20 protein-coding genes and 1 pseudogene are annotated in these 24009 nt (G+C 55.6%); 9 read left to right on the top strand and 12 right to left on the bottom strand.

The genetic code is table 11. From position 1 onward, the window contains the following. Positions 1–353 precede the first annotated feature (353 nt). Positions 354–1526 carry an IS256 family transposase gene (locus H7A51_00275; protein ID MCP5534651.1) on the bottom strand — a complete coding sequence of 391 codons (1173 nt, stop codon included), beginning with the start codon at positions 1524–1526 and terminating at the stop codon, positions 354–356. Positions 1527–1722: 196 nt separating this feature from the next. Between H7A51_00275 and H7A51_00280 the strand changes: the two genes are divergently transcribed. Together H7A51_00280 and H7A51_00285 are read left to right on the top strand one after the other, a co-directional pair. Further along, the gene (locus H7A51_00280) at positions 1723–2142 is read left to right on the top strand and encodes a septal ring lytic transglycosylase RlpA family protein (GenBank protein MCP5534652.1); all 420 of its coding nucleotides are present in this window, start codon (positions 1723–1725) and stop codon (positions 2140–2142) included. 57 nt (positions 2143–2199) lie between these two features. Continuing rightward, a complete protein-coding gene (locus H7A51_00285) occupies positions 2200–3387 on the top strand; it encodes an aminotransferase class V-fold PLP-dependent enzyme (GenBank protein MCP5534653.1) in 1188 nt (395 codons plus the stop codon). Positions 3388–3461: 74 nt separating this feature from the next. Here H7A51_00285 and H7A51_00290 read toward each other — a convergent pair whose 3' ends face one another. Then, positions 3462–4769 (bottom strand): homoserine dehydrogenase, encoded by a 1308-nt coding sequence (locus H7A51_00290; GenBank protein MCP5534654.1) that lies wholly within the window; start codon positions 4767–4769, stop codon positions 3462–3464. Between the two features lie 201 nt (positions 4770–4970). On the opposite strand from H7A51_00290, the gene H7A51_00295 reads away from it, so the two are divergent. Together H7A51_00295 and H7A51_00300 are read left to right on the top strand one after the other, a co-directional pair. Continuing rightward, positions 4971–6476, top strand: coding sequence for an arylsulfatase (locus H7A51_00295; GenBank protein ID MCP5534655.1), 1506 nt, complete (start codon positions 4971–4973; stop codon positions 6474–6476). A 47-nt stretch (positions 6477–6523) separates the two neighbouring features. Further along, the gene (locus H7A51_00300; protein MCP5534656.1) at positions 6524–7222 is read left to right on the top strand and encodes a type I 3-dehydroquinate dehydratase; all 699 of its coding nucleotides are present in this window, start codon (positions 6524–6526) and stop codon (positions 7220–7222) included. A gap of 6 nt (positions 7223–7228) precedes the next feature. Here the strand turns inward: H7A51_00300 and H7A51_00305 are convergent, their stop codons facing one another. After that, positions 7229–9247, bottom strand: coding sequence for an ATP-dependent DNA helicase (locus H7A51_00305; GenBank protein MCP5534657.1), 2019 nt, complete (start codon positions 9245–9247; stop codon positions 7229–7231). A 167-nt stretch (positions 9248–9414) separates the two neighbouring features. On the opposite strand from H7A51_00305, the gene H7A51_00310 reads away from it, so the two are divergent. Both H7A51_00310 and H7A51_00315 read left to right on the top strand, forming a co-directional pair. Beyond that, positions 9415–12195 carry a phosphoenolpyruvate carboxylase gene (locus H7A51_00310; protein ID MCP5534658.1) on the top strand — a complete coding sequence of 927 codons (2781 nt, stop codon included), beginning with the start codon at positions 9415–9417 and terminating at the stop codon, positions 12193–12195. 76 nt (positions 12196–12271) lie between these two features. Beyond that, positions 12272–13747, top strand: a complete 1476-nt coding sequence (locus H7A51_00315) for a hypothetical protein (GenBank protein MCP5534659.1) — start codon at positions 12272–12274, stop codon at positions 13745–13747. Between the two features lie 12 nt (positions 13748–13759). Here the strand turns inward: H7A51_00315 and H7A51_00320 are convergent, their stop codons facing one another. The 7 genes from H7A51_00320 to H7A51_00350 all read right to left on the bottom strand — a co-directional run bounded on the left by H7A51_00320 (position 13760) and on the right by H7A51_00350 (position 19677). Further along, positions 13760–14434: an HAD family phosphatase gene (locus H7A51_00320; protein ID MCP5534660.1), complete on the bottom strand. Its 675-nt coding sequence runs from the start codon at positions 14432–14434 to the stop codon at positions 13760–13762. Between the two features lie 145 nt (positions 14435–14579). Next, complete coding sequence (locus tag H7A51_00325) at positions 14580–15797, bottom strand: pentapeptide repeat-containing protein (protein ID MCP5534661.1); 1218 nt, start codon at positions 15795–15797, stop codon at positions 14580–14582. Next, complete coding sequence (locus H7A51_00330; GenBank protein ID MCP5534662.1) at positions 15794–16762, bottom strand: pentapeptide repeat-containing protein; 969 nt, start codon at positions 16760–16762, stop codon at positions 15794–15796. The genes H7A51_00325 and H7A51_00330 overlap by 4 nt, the downstream gene beginning before the upstream one ends. A gap of 202 nt (positions 16763–16964) precedes the next feature. Continuing rightward, entirely contained in the window at positions 16965–17255 is a 291-nt protein-coding gene (locus H7A51_00335; GenBank protein ID MCP5534663.1) for a helix-turn-helix domain-containing protein, read from the bottom strand. Beyond that, the gene (locus H7A51_00340) at positions 17248–17571 is read right to left on the bottom strand and encodes a type II toxin-antitoxin system RelE/ParE family toxin (protein MCP5534664.1); all 324 of its coding nucleotides are present in this window, start codon (positions 17569–17571) and stop codon (positions 17248–17250) included. The genes H7A51_00335 and H7A51_00340 overlap by 8 nt, the downstream gene beginning before the upstream one ends. Before the next feature lie 355 nt (positions 17572–17926). Further along, positions 17927–18973 carry a transposase gene (locus H7A51_00345; protein MCP5534665.1) on the bottom strand — a complete coding sequence of 349 codons (1047 nt, stop codon included), beginning with the start codon at positions 18971–18973 and terminating at the stop codon, positions 17927–17929. 281 nt (positions 18974–19254) lie between these two features. Next, the gene (locus H7A51_00350; protein MCP5534666.1) at positions 19255–19677 is read right to left on the bottom strand and encodes a hypothetical protein; all 423 of its coding nucleotides are present in this window, start codon (positions 19675–19677) and stop codon (positions 19255–19257) included. Between the two features lie 163 nt (positions 19678–19840). Here H7A51_00350 and H7A51_00355 point away from each other — a divergent pair, with 163 nt between their 5' ends. Then, positions 19841–20956 carry an IS110 family transposase gene (locus H7A51_00355; GenBank protein ID MCP5534667.1) on the top strand — a complete coding sequence of 372 codons (1116 nt, stop codon included), beginning with the start codon at positions 19841–19843 and terminating at the stop codon, positions 20954–20956. Between the two features lie 829 nt (positions 20957–21785). Here the strand turns inward: H7A51_00355 and H7A51_00360 are convergent. After that, entirely contained in the window at positions 21786–23252 is a 1467-nt protein-coding gene (locus H7A51_00360; protein MCP5534668.1) for a hypothetical protein, read from the bottom strand. A 295-nt stretch (positions 23253–23547) separates the two neighbouring features. On the opposite strand from H7A51_00360, the gene H7A51_00365 reads away from it, so the two are divergent. Then, positions 23548–23826, top strand: coding sequence for a GIY-YIG nuclease family protein (locus H7A51_00365; protein MCP5534669.1), 279 nt, complete (start codon positions 23548–23550; stop codon positions 23824–23826). On the opposite strand, the gene H7A51_00370 is transcribed toward H7A51_00365, so the two are convergent. After that, a complete protein-coding gene (locus H7A51_00370; GenBank protein MCP5534670.1) occupies positions 23767–23904 on the bottom strand; it encodes a hypothetical protein in 138 nt (45 codons plus the stop codon). The two genes, H7A51_00365 and H7A51_00370, sit on opposite strands and share 60 nt — an antisense overlap. Here H7A51_00370 and H7A51_00375 point away from each other — a divergent pair. Beyond that, a pseudogene (locus H7A51_00375) lies at positions 23842–23991 on the top strand (tyrosine-type recombinase/integrase). The gene H7A51_00370 and the pseudogene H7A51_00375 sit on opposite strands and share 63 nt — an antisense overlap. Positions 23992–24009 lie beyond the last annotated feature (18 nt).

The following is a 24009-nucleotide window of genomic DNA, read 5'->3' on the forward strand; positions in this document are numbered from 1 at the left end:
GACAACAAAGGCTTTGGCGCAGGCTTCGATGGATGTGCGGGTCATGGCGTGATGAGGATAAAGGGTTCTGGTAAAAGGGGATATCGCCCCGAAGGCGTGCAGGGCTTATAGGGTCAGCGGGGGGCGAGGTCAAGAATTCCCCTGCGAAGATTACTTTTCGTTTTTCCTCGGGGTTCAAGTATGAGAAGGTCATCATTATGAAATCGGTATCAGGATGTGTACTTTGTCTTTTACTAACTCTCGGCACAGTGTTTTTGACCTCTTGCGGGGGCGGGGCCGCGCAATATTTTTTCTGTAAAAGTGGCTGATGGCTTTTGTTGAAGATTCGGTTTTTGTTTCTGTTTGTTTTTTGGTTAGTTGAGCTTGAGGTAGGATTTTCCTGTTTCCCAAGTCTCGGAGATTTCGACCAATACAGCGGTCACGAGCCGCAGTAGCGAGTCTTCGTTTGGAAAGAGTCCGACGACCCGAGTGCGGCGTTTGATCTGGCTGTTGAGTGTTTCGCAGGCATTGGATGTGCGCAAGCGCTTGCGATGTGCCTCAGGCAAGGTAAACACGGCAAAACCTTCAGGAATGTTCTCTTCGGCCCAGGCTGCGAGCTTTGGCTGGTCTTTGCGATAAGTGTTGACGAAGTCCTTGAGGCGTTCTTCTGCGTGCTCCCGACTGTCTGCATTGAAAACGGCTCGCAGATCTGCCGCGACCTTGCTTTTGAGGTGCTGTTTGGTGATGTAGTTCTGGGCGTTGTGCTGGAGGTGGAACTGGCAGCGTTGCCAGGGGCTGGCATTAAACGTGGCTTTGAGGGCTGCCCTGAGACCGGTGTGAGCATCGGATGTGATCATGTCTGGAATGCCAATGCCGCGTTCCTTGAGACTGGTCAGAAATTCGCGCCAGTGAACCTCGGCTTCGGAGAGGGCGCAGGAGACGCCGAGGATCATGCGTTTACCGTCGTCACGTCTCACCCCGATGGCTTTCAAGGTGGCGCAATCCCTTACGGTGCCGTCGATGCGGACCTTGTAGTAGGTGGCGTCGAGAATGAGGTAGGCGATCTCGGGGAGCGGGCGTGAACGCCATTTTTTGAACTCGGCATCCAGCTCGGAGGTGAGTTTGGAGACTTGCCCGGATGAAACGTCAAAGCCGCAAAGCTCCTTCATGACCTGGGTGACGCGGCGGGTGCTGACTCCCTGCACATACATGGTGGCGATGGCGGCCTTGAGTGAGCGGTCACTGCGCGAGCCCTTCTCAAGCAGCGAGGTGCGGAATGTCGTGTCACTGTCACGGACCTGGGGAACCTGCAGGTTGATTTTGCCTACGGCAGTCTGGAAGGACCTCGGCTTGAAACCGTTGGCATAGCCGTTGCGCCCGTCGGCCCCCCTTTCGTAGGGATCGGCTCCGATGTGGTGGATGCGTTCAAGCAGCATGGCGGTGTTCATGAGGAGTTCGGCGATCTTTGCGAGGCTGTTTTCGAGTCCGTCGGCGAGAAGGAGGTTGATGATCTCGTCGTTATGGCTAGGATGTGTCTGTTCGTTCATTGCTTTTGTCTGGTTGCGTTAGAACCTTCATTCAAAAGCATTGGGCGGACACTTGCAACCCTGGGGGGATGGCGCGCCGCCGCAACGGCAGCCGATTCCGCTACGCTCCATCGCCTGCCGTTGCGGCGGGGTCAGGGTATAGCAGCTTTTACAGACAAATTTTTACACTACCGGGGGCGGGGGATATAAGGGATATATGACCCGCTCCTACACGGTGCGCGGAGGACATTACCAACCTCTCTCCGTAGACCAGGCTCTTCGATACCGCGAGGAGGGTATAGGCTCGTGGTACAACGAGAGTAAGTTCATGGGCTTGAAACGCGGTAATACATCCTTGGGCGAAAAGGTCATGCCCTGGCACATCTCCGCTGCCCACAAAACCTTGCCGCTCCCCTGCGTCGTCAAGGTGACTAATTTGGCGAATGGCAAAAAACTGAAGATGCGCGTCAACGACCGTGGGCCGTTTATCCCTGGTAGGATTATTGATGTCACTCCACGGGCCGCAGCCAAGCTTGGGTTCAAGGACAAAGGGCTGACCCGGGTCAGGGTAGAGGTGGTCAGTGTGGGGGACGGAAAATACAGACGTAAAGCCAAACGCGGCTGGTTTGGTCGATAAGATGTTTCACACATGATCACGGCTTGCGGAGATCGCGCGCACGGGTTACAAACCGGTATGATCTATCTGGATTCCAATGCCACCACCCGGATTCATCCCGAGGTGCTGGACGCGATGATGCCATTCCTGACCGACCACTGGCATAACCCGTCCAGTGGCTACCGGGCCGCAAAAATCGTGAAAAAAGCCCTCGACCAAGCCCACGAGCAAGTCGCGGCACTCATTCATGCCGAGCCGGAAGACATTGTCTTCACCGGTTGTGGCACGGAATCCAATAACACCGCCCTGTCATTCCTTGCATCTCAGGCGGGGGAAAAAAAGAAAATACTCACCAGCCAAATCGAACACAGCGCCATCTTGAGGTATGCTGAGTTCTTGGAGCATACTGATGGTTTGGCCGTAGAAAAAACAGGGGTCGATTCTGATGGCCGCCTCAATCTCAGGTCGTTTGAAAATGCGATCACTGCTGGTGATGTCGCCATGGTCTCGATCATGTGGGCCAATAACGAAACAGGGGTGATCCAACCCATTGCCGAGGCCTGTAGGATGGCCCATGATGCAGGCATACCGTTTCACAGCGATGCAATTCAGGCTGTTGGCAAAACCGAGGTCAACGTCAATGCTGTCCCGGTCGATTTTCTATCCATTTCCGGTCACAAATTCCACGCGCCCAAGGGCGTGGGTGCCCTTTATATCAGAAAAGGCCTGCGGTTTGAACCACTGCTCCGCGGCGGTGGGCAGGAGCGGGGTAGACGGAGCGGCACAGAAAACGTTGCCTCGATCGTGGGCCTTGGAAAAGCGGCGGAGTTGATGAAAAACCGACTCGATACCGACGCCCACGCCGGCGTCGCTGCGTTGCGTGATCACTTCGAGAGCCGACTGCTCTCGGAGCTCGACGGAGTGCGCGTGAATGGCTCGACCGAGCATCGCACTGCCAATACCAGCCATCTGTCCTTCGAGGGCTGTGAGGCGGCGGGTCTTCTGATTCTGCTCGACGAATACGGGGTGCAATGTTCTGCGGGCAGTGCCTGCATGACAGGTAAACAACAACCATCGCATGTGCAGACGGCCATGGGGATTCCTGCCAGTCAGGCGAAAAGCAGCCTGCGTATTTCCTTTTCCATTCTATCCACGGTGGAGGAGGCGGATAGCGCTGTGGAAGCGATCAAAAAGGCGGTCAACAAGCTACGCAGCGTGCAGGGCGGGCCGGGTGTCGGCCCCGTGCAGGTATTTACCAGCGACTAAGGAGCGCGGGTTTGTGATCCGCATCTGCCTAGCGCTGATCAACCCTGGCCAAAAAAATTCCAACCAGGATTCCACTACCCCAGGTTCTCGATCCGGAACACGACCGGCCTTGAATTCACGCAACTGAGTTTCTCTATTTTTTTCAACGTCTTTTTGAGCAGACCAAAACGGCAGGTATGCAGCTGGAATACCATGTCCACAAAATCCGCATCAGGATTATCCGCATTCACGGGTGAGTGCGTGCCTGAAATGCCAATCTCCGCGTCCGCCAGGGCGTTGGCGATTTTGGCGATCACACCAGGTTCATCGGTTACGTCAAAGCGCACGTAGTACGGCGTTTTTGTGTCCTCGATATCCACCAGTCTACCTTCGGTCTGATAGGGGAGGAATCCCCGGTGACTACCCTCGTGCCCCAAGCCAAGGGCAGCTTCCACGATGTCGGCTACCACGGAGGAGGCTGTGGGATCTTTGCCGGCACCACGACCGTAGAACAGCGAATCGCCAGCGGCGTCCCCCTTGACGGCCACGGCATTAAACACTCCGTTGACACTGGAAAGCACGTGGCTCCTCGGGATAAACGAGGGCTGGGTGCGGATCTCGATGTAACCATCGCTATGCTCGCGGACAACACTGAGGAGTTTCACAACAAAGCCAAGACGCTTGGCAAATTCAATATCAATACCACGGACCATCTCAATACCACGGACATACACCTGTTTGGGGTCAATGGTAAATCCATAGGCCAGTGTTGCTAACAGAATTGCCTTATGGGCGGCATCCCACCCGTTGACATCCAGCGTCGGGTCAGCTTCCGCATAGCCAAGTTGCTGCGCTTCGCCAAGTGCTTCCTCATAACCCAGCCCCGCATCCGTCATCCGCTCGAGAATATAGTTGGACGTCCCATTGATAATCCCGACCATGGACTGGATACGGTTACCGACGAAGGAGTCCTGCACGGTTTTGATAATCGGGATACCTCCCGCGACAGCTGCCTCGAAGTGGATGGGGGTATTGAATTCGCTGGAAAGCGCGAACAGCTCCTGCCCACGCTCGGCGAGCAGAGCCTTGTTTCCCGTCACAACGGGTTTTCTTGCCCGCAAAGCAGCGGCTACGATATCAAACGCAGTTGTGGTCCCGCCAATGAGCTCTACCATGATGTCAACAGCTGGGTCAGCGACGACTTCTTGCCAGTCGGTGGTGAACCGGTCACGCGGGGCACCGATGCTTCTGCTCTTGTTGATGTCCCGGACAGCAATCCGCATGATCTCAACCTCCACATTGCTGCGGTTGGCGATTAATTGAGAATTGCGATTCAGGGTTTCCCACACGCCGGTGCCAACGGTGCCAAATCCTGCGAGTCCTATGCCGATTTTGTTGATCATCTTGTAAATTGTCGGGGTTGACGTGCCAGTTCTGTATCATCACCACGTTATCCGAAAGGGCAAAGTGTATCATAGGGTGATAATTATCCTCAGCGGGTGTTTTTGGGTTGGCTTGTGAAAAGTTGCGCAATACCTTGGGAAACAAGCGCATGAGCGCAACAACAGAGACATCTCGTATGTCTATGATGCCCGCAGATCCCAATGAAAACACGCTCCATTTTCTCAGTCTTAGCCATCATGATGGTGGCTCATTCCGCCGTTCAGGCAGAGGTGGCCACTCAACCGAACATCGTCTTCTTTTTCGCCGACGACCTCGGATATGGTGAACTCGGTTGTTATGGGCAGAAAAAAATCAAGACTCCACACATTGATCAACTTGCAGCGGAGGGGATGAAGTTCACCCAGTTTTATTCAGGCCAAAATGTATGTGCGCCCTCACGATGTGCACTACTCACGGGTAAGCACATGGGGCATGCCGCCATCAGGGAAAACTCGGCGCACTTGTTAGGATCGCCATCCCGATATAAGGACCCGGATATGAGGGCTGCCGCCGAGCGCTTCAAAAAGTATGCAGCGGAAGACGGTTTCCCCGGACAGCTCGCCATGCCTGAGTCGGAAACCACCGTCGCCAAACTCCTGAAAAAACAAGGATACGCCACGGCCTGTATCGGGAAATGGGGGCTGGGCCACCCTAAGGATGAGGGTAGCCCGTTACGGCACGGGTTCGATTTTTTCTACGGCTACATCTGCCAAAGGCGCGCCCATAATTATTATCCACGGCAGCTGTGGAAGAATGACCAAAAAGTCGATCTTCCCGGAAATGACCGGGGGGTGTTAGGCGATACCTATGCGGCCGACGCCATGGAGTCGGAGGCCTTGGATTTTATTAAACGCTCCCATGACAAACCCTTTTTCCTCTATTACGCGACACCTGTGCCACACGTCGCCCTGCAGGTTCCCGAGGATGAACCCTCATTGGCTGGCTACCGCAAAGCATTTGGTGAAGAACAACCATACGACGGGAAAATGGGCTATCTTCCTAACAAAACGCCCCGCGCGACCTACGCGGCCATGGTCACCCGCATGGATCGCACCATGGGGAAAATGCGGACTCTGCTCAAGGAACTCAAGCTCGACGACAACACGGTGATGATCTTTTCAAGCGATAATGGGGCGACCTTTAACGGCGGCTACGACCGGGCGTTTTTTGAGGGCAATGGGCTGTTGCGCGGTAAAAAATGCGATCTCTATGAAGGCGGCATCCGTGTGCCTGCTGTGGTCAAATGGACCGGTAAGATCAAGCCGAACACCACCACAGACCACGTCACCGCCCTCTGGGATTTTCTCCCGACCGCTTGTGAAATAGCTGGAGCGGAACCTCCCAAAGGGATCGATGGGGTTTCATTCCTCCCAACTTTGTTAGGTCGTAGGCAGCCAGAACACAAATACCTCTACTGGGAAAGCCGCCTCACCCAAGGGCAGCAGGTTATCCGTATGGGCGACTGGAAAGGTATCCGCGAGACCGTGATGAAAAACGGCAGCCAAACCCCACTCAAACTCTACCATCTGGGAAAGGATACCAGCGAAACCAAAGACGTCTCAGCCGAACATCCCGAGGTGGTGGCTGAGCTTGAAAAACTCATGCGGGAGGCCCATGTGCCCAACAAGCTTTTCCCCATGGGGGCTCTGGAAAAGGAATACCAGTAACACTCGCATTGACAAAACGGGGTCTGCCATGTGACTACTGGTTCGTCATGATAGATCATAATGTGACCATTCCCCAGAGCCCGCTTGTCGTGGGTTCGGTTGCCAGCTTGAACCAACTCGCCTGCCTCCAGTCGGTGGAGTTGCCAACGCTCTGTGATATCCTTGAAATCCGGCTGGATGGTATGGCGGCGCATATGGAAGCCCTGGAGATAGAGCTCGATCGTTTTAAAGACTTTCCTCTCCTATTCACCGCACGCAGTGCCGCTGAAGGAGGGCTGGCCGATCTCAGTGCCAAGGAGCGTGGCGACTTGCTCCTCGCAATGGCCGAGAGGGCCACCTGGATCGATGTCGAGCTGGCCTCGTTTGACGAGATGGCCCAGTCCATCCACCGTGTCCGGTGTTACGAGGTTGGCCTGGTTCTTTCCTATCATAATTTCAAAGAGACACCGCCAGAGGCTGAATTACAACGTCTGGTCGACCTCAGCGAGGAGTCGGACATCGTGAAGCTGGCTCTCCAGCATAACAGCGTCGAGGACTTTGTCCGTTGCACGCGTATCCTTCAGGGTAACGACCATCCGATGTCGATCATGGGCATGGGGGATCTGGCACCTGTATCCCGCTTGCTCTACGCCCAGCACGGCTCACTGCTGAATTACGGTTACCTGGGTGACAAGCCAACCGCCCCCGGCCAATGGCCGGCCAAACTCCTGAAAGAGGCGATCCGCGCCCTGCTCCCCATCAGCTGACACCTGCTACCTGCCATTATCATCCATCGGCTGATTAACAATCTTGATCGGAGCATCAGGCAGGGCGTTCAGGAAGGTCTTGCCGTAGGGTTTGGTGACCACACGGTTATCGAGCAGGACAACCATGCCGCTATCCTTGGCTGTGCGGATCAGTCGACCTACTCCTTGTCGTAACTTGAGCACGGCTTCGGGCACGGAGTATTCCACAAACGCATTCCCGCCATCCGCTTCTATTGCCTCCAGTTTGGACGCCACCAACGGGTGGTCTGGCACGGCAAAGGGAAGTCGGGTGACAATGACGTTGGACAGAGCCTCCCCGGGAACATCCACTCCGGCCCAGAAGCTGTCAGTTCCAAACAATACGCTGTTAGTGTCCTTGCGGAAAATCTCGATCATCTTGTGTCGCGCCATGCCATCGCCCTGCAGGAGTAGCCGCCAGTCGTTATCAAAGAAAAACTCCTCCATGGCATCCGCCACATTGCGCATCAAACGGTAACTGGTAAACAAGACAAACGCCTTGCCCTCGGTGTACTTCAGCACGCGGCCGATCCAGTGGACCAGCGCATCCTCATACTCGTCACTCGCTGGATCGGGCATCGATTTGACCACATAGATTTTCATCTGCTCCTTGTAGTTAAACGGACTGCCGATCTTGACGGCGACCGCACTTTCTGCACCGATACGTTGCCTGAAATAACTTAACGCATCGTCACCGGTCCCCAGTGTTGCACTGGTCATGATACAGGTCCGGCCCCGGCCAAACATCATCCTCCTGAGTCGGTCAGCCACACGCACCGGAGCCGAGTGGATGCTGAGCATATCACCTTCACGCCCACCCTTTTCGACCCAGTAAACGCTGTCGTCTTCCTCCTGGTCGAGGAAAATTCTAACACCTGCATGGATTTCCCTCATCCGCCTGGCACCATCCATCAGCTCGGCCTTGGTCGTGGAATCTTTTTCCAGCCCATCCGCCGCATGCTCGATTTCCATCCAAAGTTTCCGCAGCGGTTCGGCCAGCGTGTTTTCCACAAAGTCAGGTTTGCGCACCCTGAACTCCTTGCTGTATCGACCAAACTCGACCACTTGCTGGATTTGATCGTAAAAATCATCCGCCGCCTGAAGGGCTTCTTCGGCGGCCTTCATCGACCCTGCATGACGCAGGGCGCGTAACAGGCCCTTGCGGTTTTTGGGGTTATACAGCCGCTGGACTTCAAACTTGAGCCCGGCATGGCTCTGCCGGAGTCCCAGCTGCGTCGCCGCCACATGCTCAAGCGTGTGGGCTTCGTCGAAAATGACAAAGTCGTCGGCAAAAAGATACCCCAGGTCATCATCCGCCAGCTCGTTGAGGGCAAAAAGCGAAAAGAACAAGGTGTGATTGAGCACCACAATGTTGGCCGCCTCCATTTCCTTGCGTGCCTTTTGATAAAAACAGTTCCCGTTTCTCCCGCATGTACGGTGGGTGCAGACGGCGCCATCACTACAGACCTGCGCCCAGACCTTGGGGCTTGGCATGAAATCGAGATCGCTCTTGGTGCCATCCTTGGTTCCCTCGGCCCAGTCCCAGATGGCTTTCATTTCCTCCGACTCGCTGGTGCTGAACAGGTCACCCAGCTGGTCCATCGCCCGCCTCAGTCGCAACGGACAGACGTAGTTTCCCCGACCCTTGAGCAGGGCGGCGTGCACCCCGCCTCCCAGGATTTTGTTAGCCAGCGGGATGTCCTTGCTGATCAGTTGCTCCTGCAAGTTGATGGTATGGGTGGAGATAATGGCCTTCCTGCCCGTCTCCAGGGCGAATTTTGCGGCCGGAATGAGATAGGCAAGCGATTTGCCGACCCCCGTGCCAGCTTCCACACAGAGCACATGCCGGTCATCCAACGCCGCAGCCACCGCCATCGCCATCTGCTGTTGCTGCGGCCGGAATTCGAAGTCAGGCGATGCCGATAGCCCACCGTCCTTGGAAAACATGTGTTCCATTTCCTCCACCAACTTCCCAGTTGAGGCTCCTTCTTCTGCTAATCCGATCATCGTCTGAACAGTTGTAACCCATCCGGAGCTGTCCATCAACCACCAAGAAAACAACCTGGAAAATAATCCGGCTGCATGACGTGCTATCCGCCCTATCTTCCTCGACACTGCACCGCCATCCCCATAAAATCGTGGTTGCCCAGGCCTACCCCCTCTTCACCACCCGTATGACCACCGAAACCATGACCTCCCATAACCAGCAGGAGCTGGACGCCGCGAACGCAGAATACCGTCAACAGGCGTTCGAAGACCTCAAGCTACGCTTGCGCACGCTGATGGATATGCTCGCCGAGGTCCTGGGAGACAAAAATGAGTTTGGCGACAGCATCCCGTGGCGGGAAAAGCAGGTGATCCAACGACCAAAACAAACCACGCAAATTGCCACCATGGCACAGCTGCAGGCGATTTGTTTTGAAATACTCAACCTGGTGGAAGAGCGCACGGCATTGATGGTGCGGCACAGACGCCGCAAGGATTTCGGAGTGGCCGCCGAACGCGGCACATGGGGGCGTGTGATCGCCAGTTTGCATGAAGCCGGATTTTCCCAGCAGGAGGTGCTCGAGGGACTCAAGGAAATCAAGGTAACGCCTGTTCTAACAGCGCACCCGACCGAGGCCAAGCGGCCCACGGTGCGTGAACGTCACCTGGCCCTATATAAGGACCTGGTCCGCTGGGACCGGAATCTCGATGATCCGGTCAACCTTTCCGCCATCCTGGAATCAGTCAAGGTCGGCTTGGAAACGCTCTGGCACACGGGCGAAATCCACGCCTCCCGTCCAAGTATCCTCGGTGAGTTGAGACACACGATTTACTACCTGCGTGAAGTATTCCCCAGGGTGATCAACAAACTTGACACCTCCCTCGAAGCGGCATGGGCGGAGGTTGGCTGGGACGTGGCGAACCTGCGTGAATCGAGGGCGTATCCCAAGCTCCAGTTCGGCACCTGGGTAGGCGGCGACCGGGATGGCCACCCCCTGGTGACCGCTGCCGTCACGGCCGATACCTTGAGACGCCTGAGGAAACACGCTCTGCGCATCCATGCCAAAACCGTCAGGGAGGCCGCCGATGTCCTCACCCTTTCCCCTCCGCCCGGCAAGGTTCCGGAGGTGCTGACCCGGAGGATCAAGGAGCTGTGCGACGAGCAGGGAAACCAGGGGCGGGAAATCGGACAGATCCATGCTCGCGAGCCGTGGCGTTGCATGTGCTACCTGATGCGTGAGAAACTGACCGATATAAATGCACACCCCTACCTCAGGGCGGAGGAATATCTCGCTGACCTCACCCTGATGGAGCAGTGCCTGTCAGATATCGGGGCGCAAAACACCGCGCGTAGCGTTGTCCACCCGATGTGCCGCTTGGTCGAGGTCTTCGGATTTCACCTCGCCTCGCTCGATATCCGCCAGAATTCACCATTCCATGACAAGGCGGCTGCCCAGATGTTGGAAATCGTGGGCGTTGATGACGCGGCGAACTATGCTTCATGGAGCGAGCAGCAACGTGTCGAATTCTTGTTGCTCGAGCTGAGAAACGAGCGCCCGTGGCGTCCTTGGAAGGCCGATCCTGAATCCGAGATCGGCAAGGTGATGGACTGTTTTAAAATACTGCGCAGGCACGCCCGCGTCTATGGGGACGATTGTTATGGTCTCTACGTGGTCAGCATGACCCGCCGGGTTTCCGATTTGCTGTTAGTGCATCTGCTGGCGCGTGAAGGGCAGATGGCCGACTGGCAAAACGGCATGTGGGTGAGCCGGATCCAAGCCTGTCCGTTGTTTGAAACGGGTGACGACCTCGACCGCGGAGGGGACATCATCCGCAACTATTTTTCACATGCACCTGACGGCCAGTTCCTCGCCAGCGGTGCAGGCCCCAGCACAATGTCCGTGATGGTGGGATACAGCGACAGCAACAAGGACAGCGGCCTGCTCTCCGGCCAGTGGTCGCTTCAAAAAGCCCAGGCCAACATCACCGATGCCTGTCGGGAGGTCGGCGCACGGTGTGAGTTTTTCCACGGTCGCGGGGGCACGATCAGTCGTGGTGCCGGTCCTGTAAAATGGTTCCTCAGATCCCTGCCGCTCGGCAGCTTGGATGGTGCCATGCGGGTGACGGAACAAGGTGAAGTGATTCCACGCAAATACGCCCACCGGTCGACCGCCACCTACAATCTGGAATTGCTCATCGCCGGAGTAACCGGCGTTACCATGTCTAACCGTAGACAGAAGGATGCTCCCCGTTTGGGCGACAGCCAGTATGGTGAGACGATGGACTGGCTTTCCGTTCAGAGCCGCGCCAGTTACCGGGAACTGATAGAAGAGCCCGGCTTCATGGAGTTTTACCGTCAGGCCACTCCGATTGATGCGCTCGAACACGGTTGTTTTGGATCCCGTCCATCACGCCGGACCGGCGGCGCCACCCTCGACGACCTGCGGGCCATCCCGTGGGTGTTCAGCTGGACCCAGGCACGCTACTACCTGCCCGGCTGGTATGGGGTCGGCTCCGCCCTGAAAAAACTCCAGCAAGAAAACGAGCCGTTGTTCAACGCCATCCCCACGATGATTGAGCGCGAGCCATTCCTCAGATACCTGCTCACCAATGTGGAAACCAATCTGGCCAGTGCGGACCTGAAGCTGATGAACGCCTACGCAATGCTGGTGGAGAACGAGGAAATACGGAACCGTTTCCAGTCGAAAATCGTCGGTGAGTTTGAACTCACCGAACACATGATGGAGCAGGTTTTTGGCGCGACTTTTGCGGAGCGCCGACCACGTATGCAGCGCACCTTGCAGATGCGCGAGTTCTCGCTCTACCTCCTGCACCAGCAGCAGGTGGGCCTGCTGGCCGAGTGGCGCAAGGCTACGCAAAACGGTGACGACAGCCAGTTGGCCGAGCTGCTCAACGCTCTCCAGTTGTCGGTCAATGCCATTGCCAGCGGTCTGCGGACCACGGGCTGATACCGCCGGACGCATAAAAAGTGAATCTTTTCATGGTGGATATCGTCCAAGGGGCAGTTACCATCCTAAGACGACCATGAAAAAAACACCCACTCTCAGCACCAAAGTCATCACGCGCACCATCCCCGGCAGCCTCGCCATTCTTTTAGTCGGGGTGGCGGGATTGATGTTGTCGTCGTGCGATAAGAAACCTGCCGCTGAAGCCCGGTCGACCGAGCAAGGTGCGGATTCGGCCGATCAGGCTGCGGCCCTGGCCGAACAGGAACAGCGGATCAGGGAGTTGGAACTCAAGGAACGCGAGTTACAGGCCCGTATTGCCCAGCAGAAACTGGAAGCGGAGGAACTGGCACTGGAGAGGGAACGTGCCGCACTCGCGGCTGCCAAAGAACGTCAGGCACGTACACAACTTGAATTGGATGAGCTTGCACGCCAGGCCCGGGAAGCCGCTGAACGCGATGCAGGATATCCACGCGGTGTGGAAATTGATGAGCGTGAAGAGGAGGAACGGCGCAGGGCGGAGGCCATGGCAATCGCTGAGGCACAACGTCGGGCCGCTGAGATCGAAGAGGAACGGCGGCTGAATGACATCCGCGAAAGGGATATCAGGATCGCTGCCGCCCGGATGCATGAAGAGCGCGAGCGGCTCGCACGTGAACGCGCCGAGCTGGAAGCCGCTGAACAGGCAGCCCGGTATCAAGCCGAACTGAGGGAGCGTGAATTGCGTGCCAGACAAGCCCGCATCGCGCGCGCCGAGTATGAGCGCAGGATGCGTGAAAACGCTCACCGGACGGAACACGAGCGACGCAAAGAGATGGCCGCTCGGGCGGAACGTGAAATAGCCGAACGCGAACAACGGGCCAAACACGAAGCTGCCATGGCCGAGCGCAAAAAACGTGAGGAGATGGAGAAACGTCAACGGGACCAGCGCGAACGGGAAGAGCAGGCCAGAATGGAGGCTGAAAAAGCCCGGGAGCGTGGGAAAGCAGATGACCACGGGAGCCGCGACAACGGGGGGCGGGCGGAAAACAGAGACCGGGCAGACAAGGGCCCCCGCAACCAACTCGAGGAGCTTCTCCGGAAACGCGCTAAAGAGATGCAAGAACAACGGCAGCGGCTTGAGGAGGCCAGGCGCGCTTCCGAACGTGGCAACGCAGAAAAAGCAGCCCGTGAAAAGGCCATGAAGGAAAAAGCAGCCAGGGAAAATGCCGAGCGTGAAGCCCGGAGGGCCCGCGAGGAACAAGCCCGCCGTGAAACGGAACGGAAACAGGCCGAGGAAGCTGCCCGGCGTCACAAGGACGAGCAGATGCGCAAGCAACGTGAAGAACAGGAACGCGCCCGCCAAAAGGCGGCTGAAGAACGTCGGAAACAAGCCGACGAACAAGCCCGCAAGGAGCGCGAAAGGACAGAACGTGAAAGGGCAGAACGCGAAAGAGCCGAACGTGAAAGAGCCGAACGTGCCCGTGAGGAGAAAAACCGTCACGAGGAAGCCCGCCGCAGGGAGGATGAGCAGCAACGCGAGCGCACCAAAAGCAAGGAGCGCCGTAAGAAGTAGGAGGCTCGGTCCCTAAAGGTGTCCTGTGTGATGCTCAACCATTTCAGCCAGTGACGGCACGATCCACTCGGCACGGCTGAAATCCAGGACCTGGGTTAGTCTGTTGGGGACAGCCAGCACCCCCATCCCTGCCGCGTGTGCGGAAATGAGGCCGTTCATCGAGTCCTCAACCACCAGGCAGTTTTCCGGTTTGGCGTCCAGGCGCCTTGCTGCCTCCAGATAGAGATCGGGCGCCGGCTTGATCCTGGGCGCATCACCCCGGCAGACCGTTGTATGGAAGTACGGCATCAGTCCCAGTTGATTGAGCCAGCCGTCGACCCAGTTGTGCGATGAGCTGGAGACAACCGCCATGCGTTTGTTGCGAAGTGCCTTGATCAGTGCACCGGCACCCGGCATGGGGGCGGCGCCATCCAGGTCACGCATGATCTCCACTTGTCGGGCGGCGTTTTCCTGGTCCCAGTCAAAGCTCTTGCCCGTGAGTTGTTGCAGGTAATCGGGCGGCGACCAGGTATCAAAGTCGGACCCGATGCATTTGACATACACATCGGGTGGCAGCTCGCAGCCCTCGCGTTCGAAAACGCGTTTCCACGATTGGTAGATCGGCCACTCGCTGTCGAGGATGACACCATCGAAATCAAACAAAATGGCATCGGCATCATGGAGGGCCTTGGAGATGGAAGTTTTCATAAACCAGGCGCAAGGTTCAGTGTGCGAAATCCCCCGGGGGGCAGCGACCGCTTGCATGGGCGAGACACTCAATCATTCAGGATGGAGTATCAAGACCCAACATCATCTTCCCGTGACAGTGGGTGAAAATGCCCCCGGTGACACCCTATTGTTGGTATGCCTTTTGGTAGCCGTTCAGGTCCATCACGATTTTCTGCACCGCAGGATCCGACGTTTTTTCAAAACGACAATAGGAGGGTAGGATGATTTCAGTCGATTGCCTGGACGTGACCAGGCAGTTGCTGAGTGCGTTCAGGTTTTTGGAGAAATCGGCTCGCCCCAGCCTGGTTTGGGTGAAGTCGCAGTGTGCGAAATTTGCCATGTCATAGGTAACGCCCGTCAAGTTGGCACCCTTCATGGAACACCGAATAAACATGGCTTGCTCGATTTTACCGTTGCTCAGGTCGAGATTGTCCAGATTGGAGTTTTCAACATACAGAGGTTCCGCCGTAAGCGGGTCCCAGCTCAAAACGGCTCCCCGGGCGGACATCCCTGAAAAATCGACATTCCTCGCCGATGGGGATGAAATGCTTGCGTTGGTAGCGATGCAGTTGCGGAAGGAGCTGCCATCTAACCAGACATTCACGATGGATGATCCCGTGAAGTTGCCGCCGTCGAAGTTTACGCGTGTTAGGTCGGTGCTGACATCCCCCTCTTGCAGGCTGAGGTGGCCACCGATGACGAGACTGAAAAACTCTCCATTCCTGAGGTCGATCATCCGTCTGGCTGGTAAGGCGATTCTTTCCGCTGGTGACCAGCGCTGCTTTTCCAACGCAATCAATGCGGTAAGGGCACTTGACCTGACCCTGGGGTGGTAGGCGTTGAAGTTTTCCAGCCTCCGGCTCGCGCCCTCGCCAACCCAGCGAATACGGTTCGCCTGGATGATGGTGATGAGTTCCTTGCGATCCTTCCGGGTCTCGTATGCCTCTTCAGCCTCGAGCTTTTGGATCATGGTTTTATTCTGAATGCCAAGCAGGATGAGCGAGAGGACGGCGGGGACGACCGCCAGCAAGGTGACAATGCCGATCCATATTCTGCGCGAGATGGTCCGGGCGACAATACCGTCAATGATATGGACCACTTGCTCGGCGGGAACCCTGGGTTTGCCCTCACGGATGGCGGTAAAGAGATGTTCTATCCGCTGGTCGAGTCGGCAGCCTAACAGTGTATCGGTAGCCAGTCTTTTGGCACGCCTGCTCGCCAGTGAGCTCGCAAGGATGTTGCGCTCCAGTTGTTTTCTGACCACGGCGATGTCCTTCTTGAGGTCGCTGCGGATACTGTGAAGTTTTCTAACACTGCATGCGTCGAGCTCTTCCCGGGTCACTGTGTGTCTCCTTTCTGGCTCAGGTCAGTCAGGATGGCACCTGCCGCGACAGGGTCGAACCCCGCCGGCCAGGTTGTCGCGCGATCGTATTTGGCCCCTTTGAAATCACATTTCTCAAACGTCGCGCTGGAGAAATCGACGGCGGTGAAAAAGGCGCCGGGGAAGGCACAACGGGTTAGTCTTGTGTTACGGAAATTGGTTTGGATGAACAGGGCACCGTCAAACCAGCTGTCGGTGACGTCACAGTTCTCGAATGAGGCATTAAAAAAGTTGCTACCCATAAAGCTCACCCTGTCGAGGGTTTGTGTCGCGTTTTGATCGGATGGCGTGAAGTTAACGCCGGCGAGGGGCGCTCTTGCCAGATCAACACGCCAGTAATCGGGTGTCTCCGCCTCGGCCTTGGCCTGGATTTTTCGATGCGCCGCAGTATCCATTTCGATGAGCTTGAGCGCTGCCGCTGTCCGGAGTGACGCCGGGTAGCTTGGGGTGAGTAGCGTGCTCTCCGGGTCTTTGTCCTCGCTTGAGTAAATGGTGAGCAGCAGGTCGAGCCGGGATCGCCCTTGTATATCTGCCAGCGAGTTGTCTGTTTCGCGTTTGACCACGATGTTTTGCTGCCACAGAAGCGTCATGGATATGACTCCGGGGATAGCGGCGATCAGTCCGAACATAACCGCCCAGCGTTTGTATCCGGTCATTTTCCGGCTGGCCGAGTCCAGGACCTTCGCCAGGCTGGTTCCCATGATCGGCTCCCGTCTTTCCTTGGCGACATAGATCAGCTCTCCCAAGCGGTTGGTCAGTCTGGGACCTAGGAAAAGATAGAGCAATGTGCGGTTGCTTATATGGGCAATCCGACTGATGCGCTGCCGTGATTTTTCCTCGGCAGCTTTGAGCGATGCATACTCCTCCTGTAACGCGATGATTTCATCGGTCAAGGCAGCACGTTCATCTGGAGGCTCTGGCGGCATCAGCGGTATTGTCCCTTTCTCTCAAACTAACCGGGCACTGTCAGCCTCTAATTGCTGGTCATTGAAAAAAATGAAACATCACGACCCCTATGCCAGCACCCACGAAGCCGCCCGTTGTGCTCCGCTTCAGCTGGCGGGGCGTCTGTCCGCAACTCTTAGGTATGACCGTCCCAGCCTGCTGCGCTTTGTTTCTCCCTTAGTGCTAGGCGTGTAAAGCGTTGAGGACGGCCTTGGGTTCACGCTCTACAACACGCAAGAGAGCCTTGGCTGGACCTTCTGGCTCACGGCGTCCTTGCTCCCAGTTCTGGAGGGTGCGAACACTAACGCCAATCATATTTGCAAACTCAGATTGAGTGAGGTTCAGCTGATCCCTCAAACCCCTCACGTTAATCTTGCTCAGGGTAGTACGGCGATGTGGTATGGGATCGCCACGCATGATGGCACCCATCTGGTTCACGCTCTCTACGAGCTTCTTAAAATCTTTGTCATTCATTGGTATATCCTTGGATGAGGGTTTTGAGCAATTTCAACTGTGGTGGGGTCAGATCCGACTGCTTGTTCTTCGGATAGGCCAAAAGCATAAAGGCTGTGTCTTCATGCCATAAATAATAGACGACACGGATTCCACCTCGCTTGCCTCGACCCGATCCTGCAAATCTCAACTTGCGCAACCCGCCAGATCCCTTGATGAGGTCTCCTCGTTCAGGTTGTTCAAGCAAAGTAAGCTGGAGCTGACGTTGCTCTTCCTCCGACAACAAGCCGTCAATCTGTTCTGAGAAAACCGGAGACTCAATGAAGTGGAGAAGCACACAGGAAGCATAGCCGAATTTTGAACTACGTCAATGGAGTATTTTTATCAACGACAAAGGCCATGCACCCCTGACCGAGGGCGCGCTTTCGACTGCGGGGTTGGAGTTAAAGTCATCATAGGAAATCGAACTCAGGGCGGGTCCGGGGTCGTTCGCGTCAAGCTAACGAGGTAAATGACACAAATAGAATGAATTAAAAAGTCGAAAAAGAGTAGTAAAGTTTGACAAGACGGTCACTGCCGCGAAATTGGCATGTTAGAAACCTCACTTACAGCAGGCCCGCTACCGAGTATCGACAGACTCGACGCCATCGCAAGGAAATCCCGTCTTAAAATAAAAGGGGTCATAAAAGGGGTCAGGCAAAGAAATGATGCACTTTCTCCATTTTAAGCCACAACTTCTGAACTGCCTTATCGTTTTTCAATAGGATCTTGAGCATTTGCTCGGCTCGGGTGACGCCACTTCTGACTCCCATGTGAAGCTCCTTGGCGATCCACTCCAGCTTCACTGAACTGTGCATGCGAATGCTGCGAACGATCATTGCCTTGCGCCAGTCCGTTTTGTTGAGGCGCTCCAGATCGGAGTGGTTGAGCCCAAGCGCCTCAAGCCCGCGCCCGATCCACAGTCGCGCCGTCGCCTCGGCATGATCGTCGATTTGCTTGCCCGTGTAGCCGTTGGCCTTGCTGACCGATGATCCGGTGTCCGGCTTGGCATCACCCACAAGAAGACTCATTCTCTCACGAAATTCCTCACTGCCAAAACACCAGCCCCGCTCCAGTGTGACCTGCAGGCTGGCTCCCTCGGGCTGGTGGATACCCGCCCTCGTCAGTCGTCTTTTGTCGACAAGGCCTTCGGTGGCAGCCAACAATTTTCTCCGCCCCGCCGCCGTGTCCGCATAGCCAAGGTGCGCCAGGCCGGAATCCACCGCCAGCCAGCTACGGCGCTTTCCTGCGGGCTTTATATAGTCCGGCAGACTGCACCAGGGATAGCTCTCGATGCCGTCCTTCACAGCCGCCAGTTTCGCCCGGACGGGATTCAGGTGCACATAGTGGATGAGTGTGCTCAGGTAGTCATTTTCCTCTACCAGCACCGCCTTGTAGCGTCCGCTGAAAAGATGCCCCCGCAGTTTGTTGCGCGCGTTGTGCCTCTTGGTCACCGTGTTCTGGAACCACGCCATACCCTCCACAAGGTTGGCTTTCGGAGTCTTGAAAACGAGGTGGTAGTGGTTGCCCATCAGCGCATAGGCATAGAGCCGCCAACCTGTCCTGCCCACCACCTCCCCGAGTGTCGCCTCAAAAACCTCGCGGTCCGCGTCACTGCGAACGATCTTGTCCAGCCGGTTCCCCCGCGCCATCACGTGGTAAATAGCATCCTCATACTGCACTCTGACTTGCCGGGGCATGAGCGGATTCTACCGGTGGAGACGGGGCAAGGCAAGGAGCTTATGATGCATTTCTTTGCCTGACCCCTTATTTTGGCATTGAATAACCGTTGGTATGAACTGGAGTGCCTAACATGAGGGAGATATGGGTCTCTCTTCACTACCCTGAACAAAGAAGCGTTCAGGAAGTCTGATTGGAACCGCCGGATACGGAGCCGTATGTCCGGTGGTGTGGGACTCGTGGCTGACGCTAGTCAGTCACGGGGACCCGATTCGACTTCTTGATTCTTTGCCATCGTCGATCATGAATCTTTCGTTATGCTATCAAGAAATCGGGAAAACTCCATCTCCACATCGTCATCGCTATGCACTTCGGTAAACTTATCTGGACGGCGAGTCTCTGCCCATACGCCGATGTAGTTCGGCATGATGATCGCAGAAAATAGTGGTGCTGAAACGCGCATCTGTATCGGAATCGGTGCAACACTGGGGACTTTTGGCGCGATCACAGCTAGAAAAAAATCCTCACTCCCTGATTCTGACTCTCGCAGTGTCAATTTGTCTGGCTCCCACTCATGAACCTGAATCTCACTTGGCGAAAGTCGCCGATCAACGTTGCCCGCCTGATAGCCGCGAGCTTGCGCCGCAGAGATCAAGCGCTCCAGGATCTCTTCGTGCTGAGATTCGGTTCGGTTAGAACCGTGAAGTGTCGCGAAGGTTTTCATTTCTTTGTCGAGATTATATGGCTGAAGCTCGTGGTGATTCAGCCGGTAATGGTTAAGTTGACGGTGTTACCGCTGCCGCGTTTCTCGCGGGCTAATCCGGTAGGAGCAGAGCCGCATATTAAGCGCGTTAGCGTCATTAACAAAAGCAAACAACGATAACACCATGAACAAAACATACTACATCGGACTCGATGTCCACAAGGAAACAATCGCCATCGCCCACACTTTCAGCGGCTCCCGCAGTGAAGCCGTTTATTACGGGGAATGCGGCGGCAGCAACCTCGCGGTTGAGCGTGTCCTACGCAAACTCGCCAAACAGTTCGGAGTCAAACTCCGGGACCTCAAGGTTTGTTACGAGGCCGGGCCGACCGGTTTCGTTCTCGCCCGCAGGCTCATCCAGCTCGGGGTCGACTGCACTGTCATGGCACCCTCCAAAACCGAACGTAGACCCAATGAGAAAATCAAGACCGACAAACGCGACGCCAAGCTCATCGCCAGGGCATTCCGCAACGGCGACATCACTCCGGTGCGTATCCCGCCCGCCCTGGACGAGGCCGTGCGCGACGTCTGCCGCGCCCGCACCGACGCCTCCGACGACCTCGCCCGCGCCAAGCAGCGGCTCAACTCCTTTCTTCTGCGAATCGGTTTCAGCTACTCCGGGAAAAGCAAATGGACGCCCGCGCACATGCGATACCTGCGCGATCTCACCCTGCCCAACGACGCCCACAAGGTTGTGTTGGAGGAATACATGCAGGCCATCGACACCTGCATTGAGCGCGTCACGCGCCTCACCGACAAACTCAAGCAACTGCTCCCCGACTGGGAATGGGAGCCCGTGGTGCGCGCACTGATGGCTTTCAAAGGCTTCCAGGAAGTGGCCGCCATGACCGTCGTCAGTGAACTCGGCGACCTGCGCCGCTTCGAACACCCGCGCAAGTTGATGGCTTTCCTCGGCCTGGTTCCGGGAGAACACAGCAGCGGGTCAAAACGGCGGCAGGGAGGCATCACCAAATGCGGCAATGCCCACGTCCGCTGGATGCTGGTGGAGTGTGCCCAGCACTTCCGCCGGGCACCCAAAATAAGTGGAGCCCTCACCACGCGCCAAATTGGGCAGTGCAAGGAAGTCAAAGCGCTCTCGTGGCGTATGCAGAACAGGCTCTGCAAACGTTACCGCACACTGCGGGCACGGGGAATGCGCGACTCCAAATGCGTGGTGGCGGTCGCCCGCGAGCTTGCGGCCTTCATCTGGGAATGCCCTGCCGGAACGGCTTCCATATGATCATTTTCCGGAGGAGGAAAATGGAGACCGCATGGACGGAGCGGAGCGCAGTCAACTTCAAAACAAGTGCGGACTTGCCATACCCGGGTCATCCGCAGCCACCATGCAGAGCCATTAGACCGCCGGCAGACTTCATTTTTTAAAACCGCCCCAATCCCGGGCGGGGGGCGGTTTGAAAAAACAAAGACCGCCTCCAGGGAGGAGACGAGACCTCCACACCCAAAAAGAAAAAGACAAACCCATCAACAAACCCGACGGCAGAACAGAGGCGGGGAACAGCGACAATCAACAAACAGGCGCAAGGCCGGCACTCGATGACGTTATGAGCTAGTTTCGCGAAAGCGGGATGAGCGCTCGATTCGAGAGAGAGTCAAAGGCCACCGGTGAAGACAAAAAACTGAGGTAACCCCATCCTTCGTCAAGACTACGGAGGGCACGGCCAGTCCTCGCATATTTGATTCAGACAGGCAGGGCATTGCCTGTCTTCACCCTTCGGGCTTCGCTGCGCTGCGTCCATAATGCTCGCGCATTATTGCATACCACGTCTGCGCGAAATGCACACCACGCCCGCAAGTTCCCCGCTTCTATTCTGCCGTCACCCCCAGCATCGCAACCCTACCATAACCATGTTAGATAAATATAAGAACACCCACTTGACAAATCATCAGCCATATCAACGTCGAAGCGCTGGCACCCGCTACCGGGAGCGCCGGTCCGCCTCGGTGGAAAAGGTTCTCATCAAGGATAAATCTCCGACTCGCGGCGGGGTAGCGGGTTGCTCAGCCGCGTCTTGTTCTGCTTCCATTTTCGTGCCTTCAGACGGATTGATCTAGAAGTCATTGAGGAGAGACTCCGCGAAGTTGCCTCGCATCTCTTGCTCGATTTGATCAGCAATCTCAGTGAGTTTTTCCTTTGTGATCTCACCTCTGGAGAGTTTGCTGTTCGCTTCTTCAATTCTGTCTCCAATGTATTTGTATCTCTCTTGGAACATTCTATGGCGATAGCCGTCCTGACCCGCCAACTCAAAAAGGTAGACTGAACTCCCATCGAACTTCAATTTGATACTTCCGGAGTTGTTGTAGAGTTCTTCCCTCAGGTTCGGAATGTTGGCGACCTTCTCTATACCCTTATCAGTCACGGAAAATATCTTACTGGAATCAGGAGGGAGAATGATGATTCCCATCCTCACCCTGGGTTGCGCCCCTTCGCTAAAACTTGATTCCGTCTTTGAGGAGGTGGATCGCAAATTCACTGTGATCTCCCATTCGCGTCTTGTAAGATTCCGAATAGCAGAGTCCACGTCCCTCTCGCTGGTGAACTTACTATACTTGCTGAGCCGCTCGAGCAGTGGGAGCCATTCTTCGTTCTTAGCCATCGCGATCAACTCCTCATGCTTGGCAACCTCCATCAAAGTGGAGAAGTTCCGCCGTCTGAGGTTCTTCGACAGATGGATCTTAGGCAACTCAAGATTCGGCGGTAGCGCCTCAGCGGCATACTTCAACGCCATCTTTCTGCCCTCCGTCTTCTTCTGGTCTGATTGTTCTTCGACGATCCGGTAGAATTCCTTAACCCAATAGCTTGGAGCTTCTTCAAGGACTACAAATTCCTCACTAAAACCCGATTTCATTTTCACCTCAATTGTTTCCCGGTGAAGCAACCACAAACTTGCCCGTCCTACGCTTTTGAAACTCGTCTCTCGGGTAAGAAGGATTGCGGAACTCGGCGGGTATAACCCGTTTGGATCTGGAATGCGAATCTCATAGACCTCCCCCAGCCTACTAAGGCCGGGGAACTGCTCTGGATCAAACTTATGGACGATATTGAAGTCGGTGGCGGTGCCGATACGCTTCCTCACTTCTTCCAGACCGAGCTCCCGCTCTGGTTCCTGTTCGTCTACGGCGACTGCCGGAGGCGAAGGATGCTCAGGCGCTGGCGTGTTTGCGTCAGGGGCAGAGCTTTGATTTGGAATCGGCGTAGAAGCACCGTCGACGCTTTCGCTGTCCGAGGTCGCACCGCCATTATCTGTTGATACTGGGGATTCCTGGTCAGGCAACCACAGAAAAGCAAGTGCGACAGAACCAATCACTAGAAGCGAGAAAGCAGCGGCGACTACCTTGATCGGGCGTCGAACAGGAGATTTGGTTGCCGAACTATGTGTATCCGGTTGTTCAGTAGAGCCTTCGTCCGAATCTGGCACAATGAAACCTTGTCCACATGTCGGGCACTCAGCAGCCAACCCGGCGAGCTCTGATTCGGCGGAGATGCTTTGTTCGCAATGGGGGCATTGGAATTTCATTTTTTGCAGAACATTGTTATTCGTTGACTCGGGTAATAGGAACTTACAGATGCTTGACCGTTTAGGAAGATTTAGCAGAGAGTGTTTACCCGATCTATTTGCGGTAATGATAGTAAGTTCTGTTGGGGTAGGTCAAACAAAATAATAGTTAGGTTTTGGATATCTTCGGGATTTCTGTTGTTTTTGGAGGTTTTATTACGCTTTTCATTTTAGTCTTCGCGTATAAAGCCTGCGGCTCACGCGATTAGCGGGTAAAAAGTCTTCGGCTCACGCGATCAGGTTGTTAGTATGAGTCATGTATTATGTTTACGTGCTTCAGTCCGGAAATGATCATGGACTTTATATTGGTTACACAAGCGATCTGCGGCGACGGCGTAATGAACATGAACAGGGGTTATCCAAGTCAACGAAGGGGCGACGGCCCTTGGATTTGATCTATTATGAGGCCTACCTGGATCAGTCGGATGCATTAGGCAGGGAGAGGTTCTTAAAAAGTGGTGCTGGTCGTATGTTCTTAAAAAAGCAGTTGAAGCATCATTTTGAAACGTTCCCTGTCCCACCGCGTGATGCGTAGCATTTTTACGCGGGTTTTGCCACGCACCTGCTTGAGGCTGGAAGTGATCTGCGCACGATTCAGGAGCTTCTCGGTCATGGCGATGTGAGGACCACTGAAATCTACACCCATGTGGCCAAGGGCGCGAGCGGCTGTGGGGTGCGCAGTCCATTTGATGACTGGTGACTGATGCGCATAGACCTG

Source organism: Akkermansiaceae bacterium, assembly GCA_024233115.1.
Lineage (GTDB): Bacteria > Verrucomicrobiota > Verrucomicrobiia > Verrucomicrobiales > Akkermansiaceae > Oceaniferula.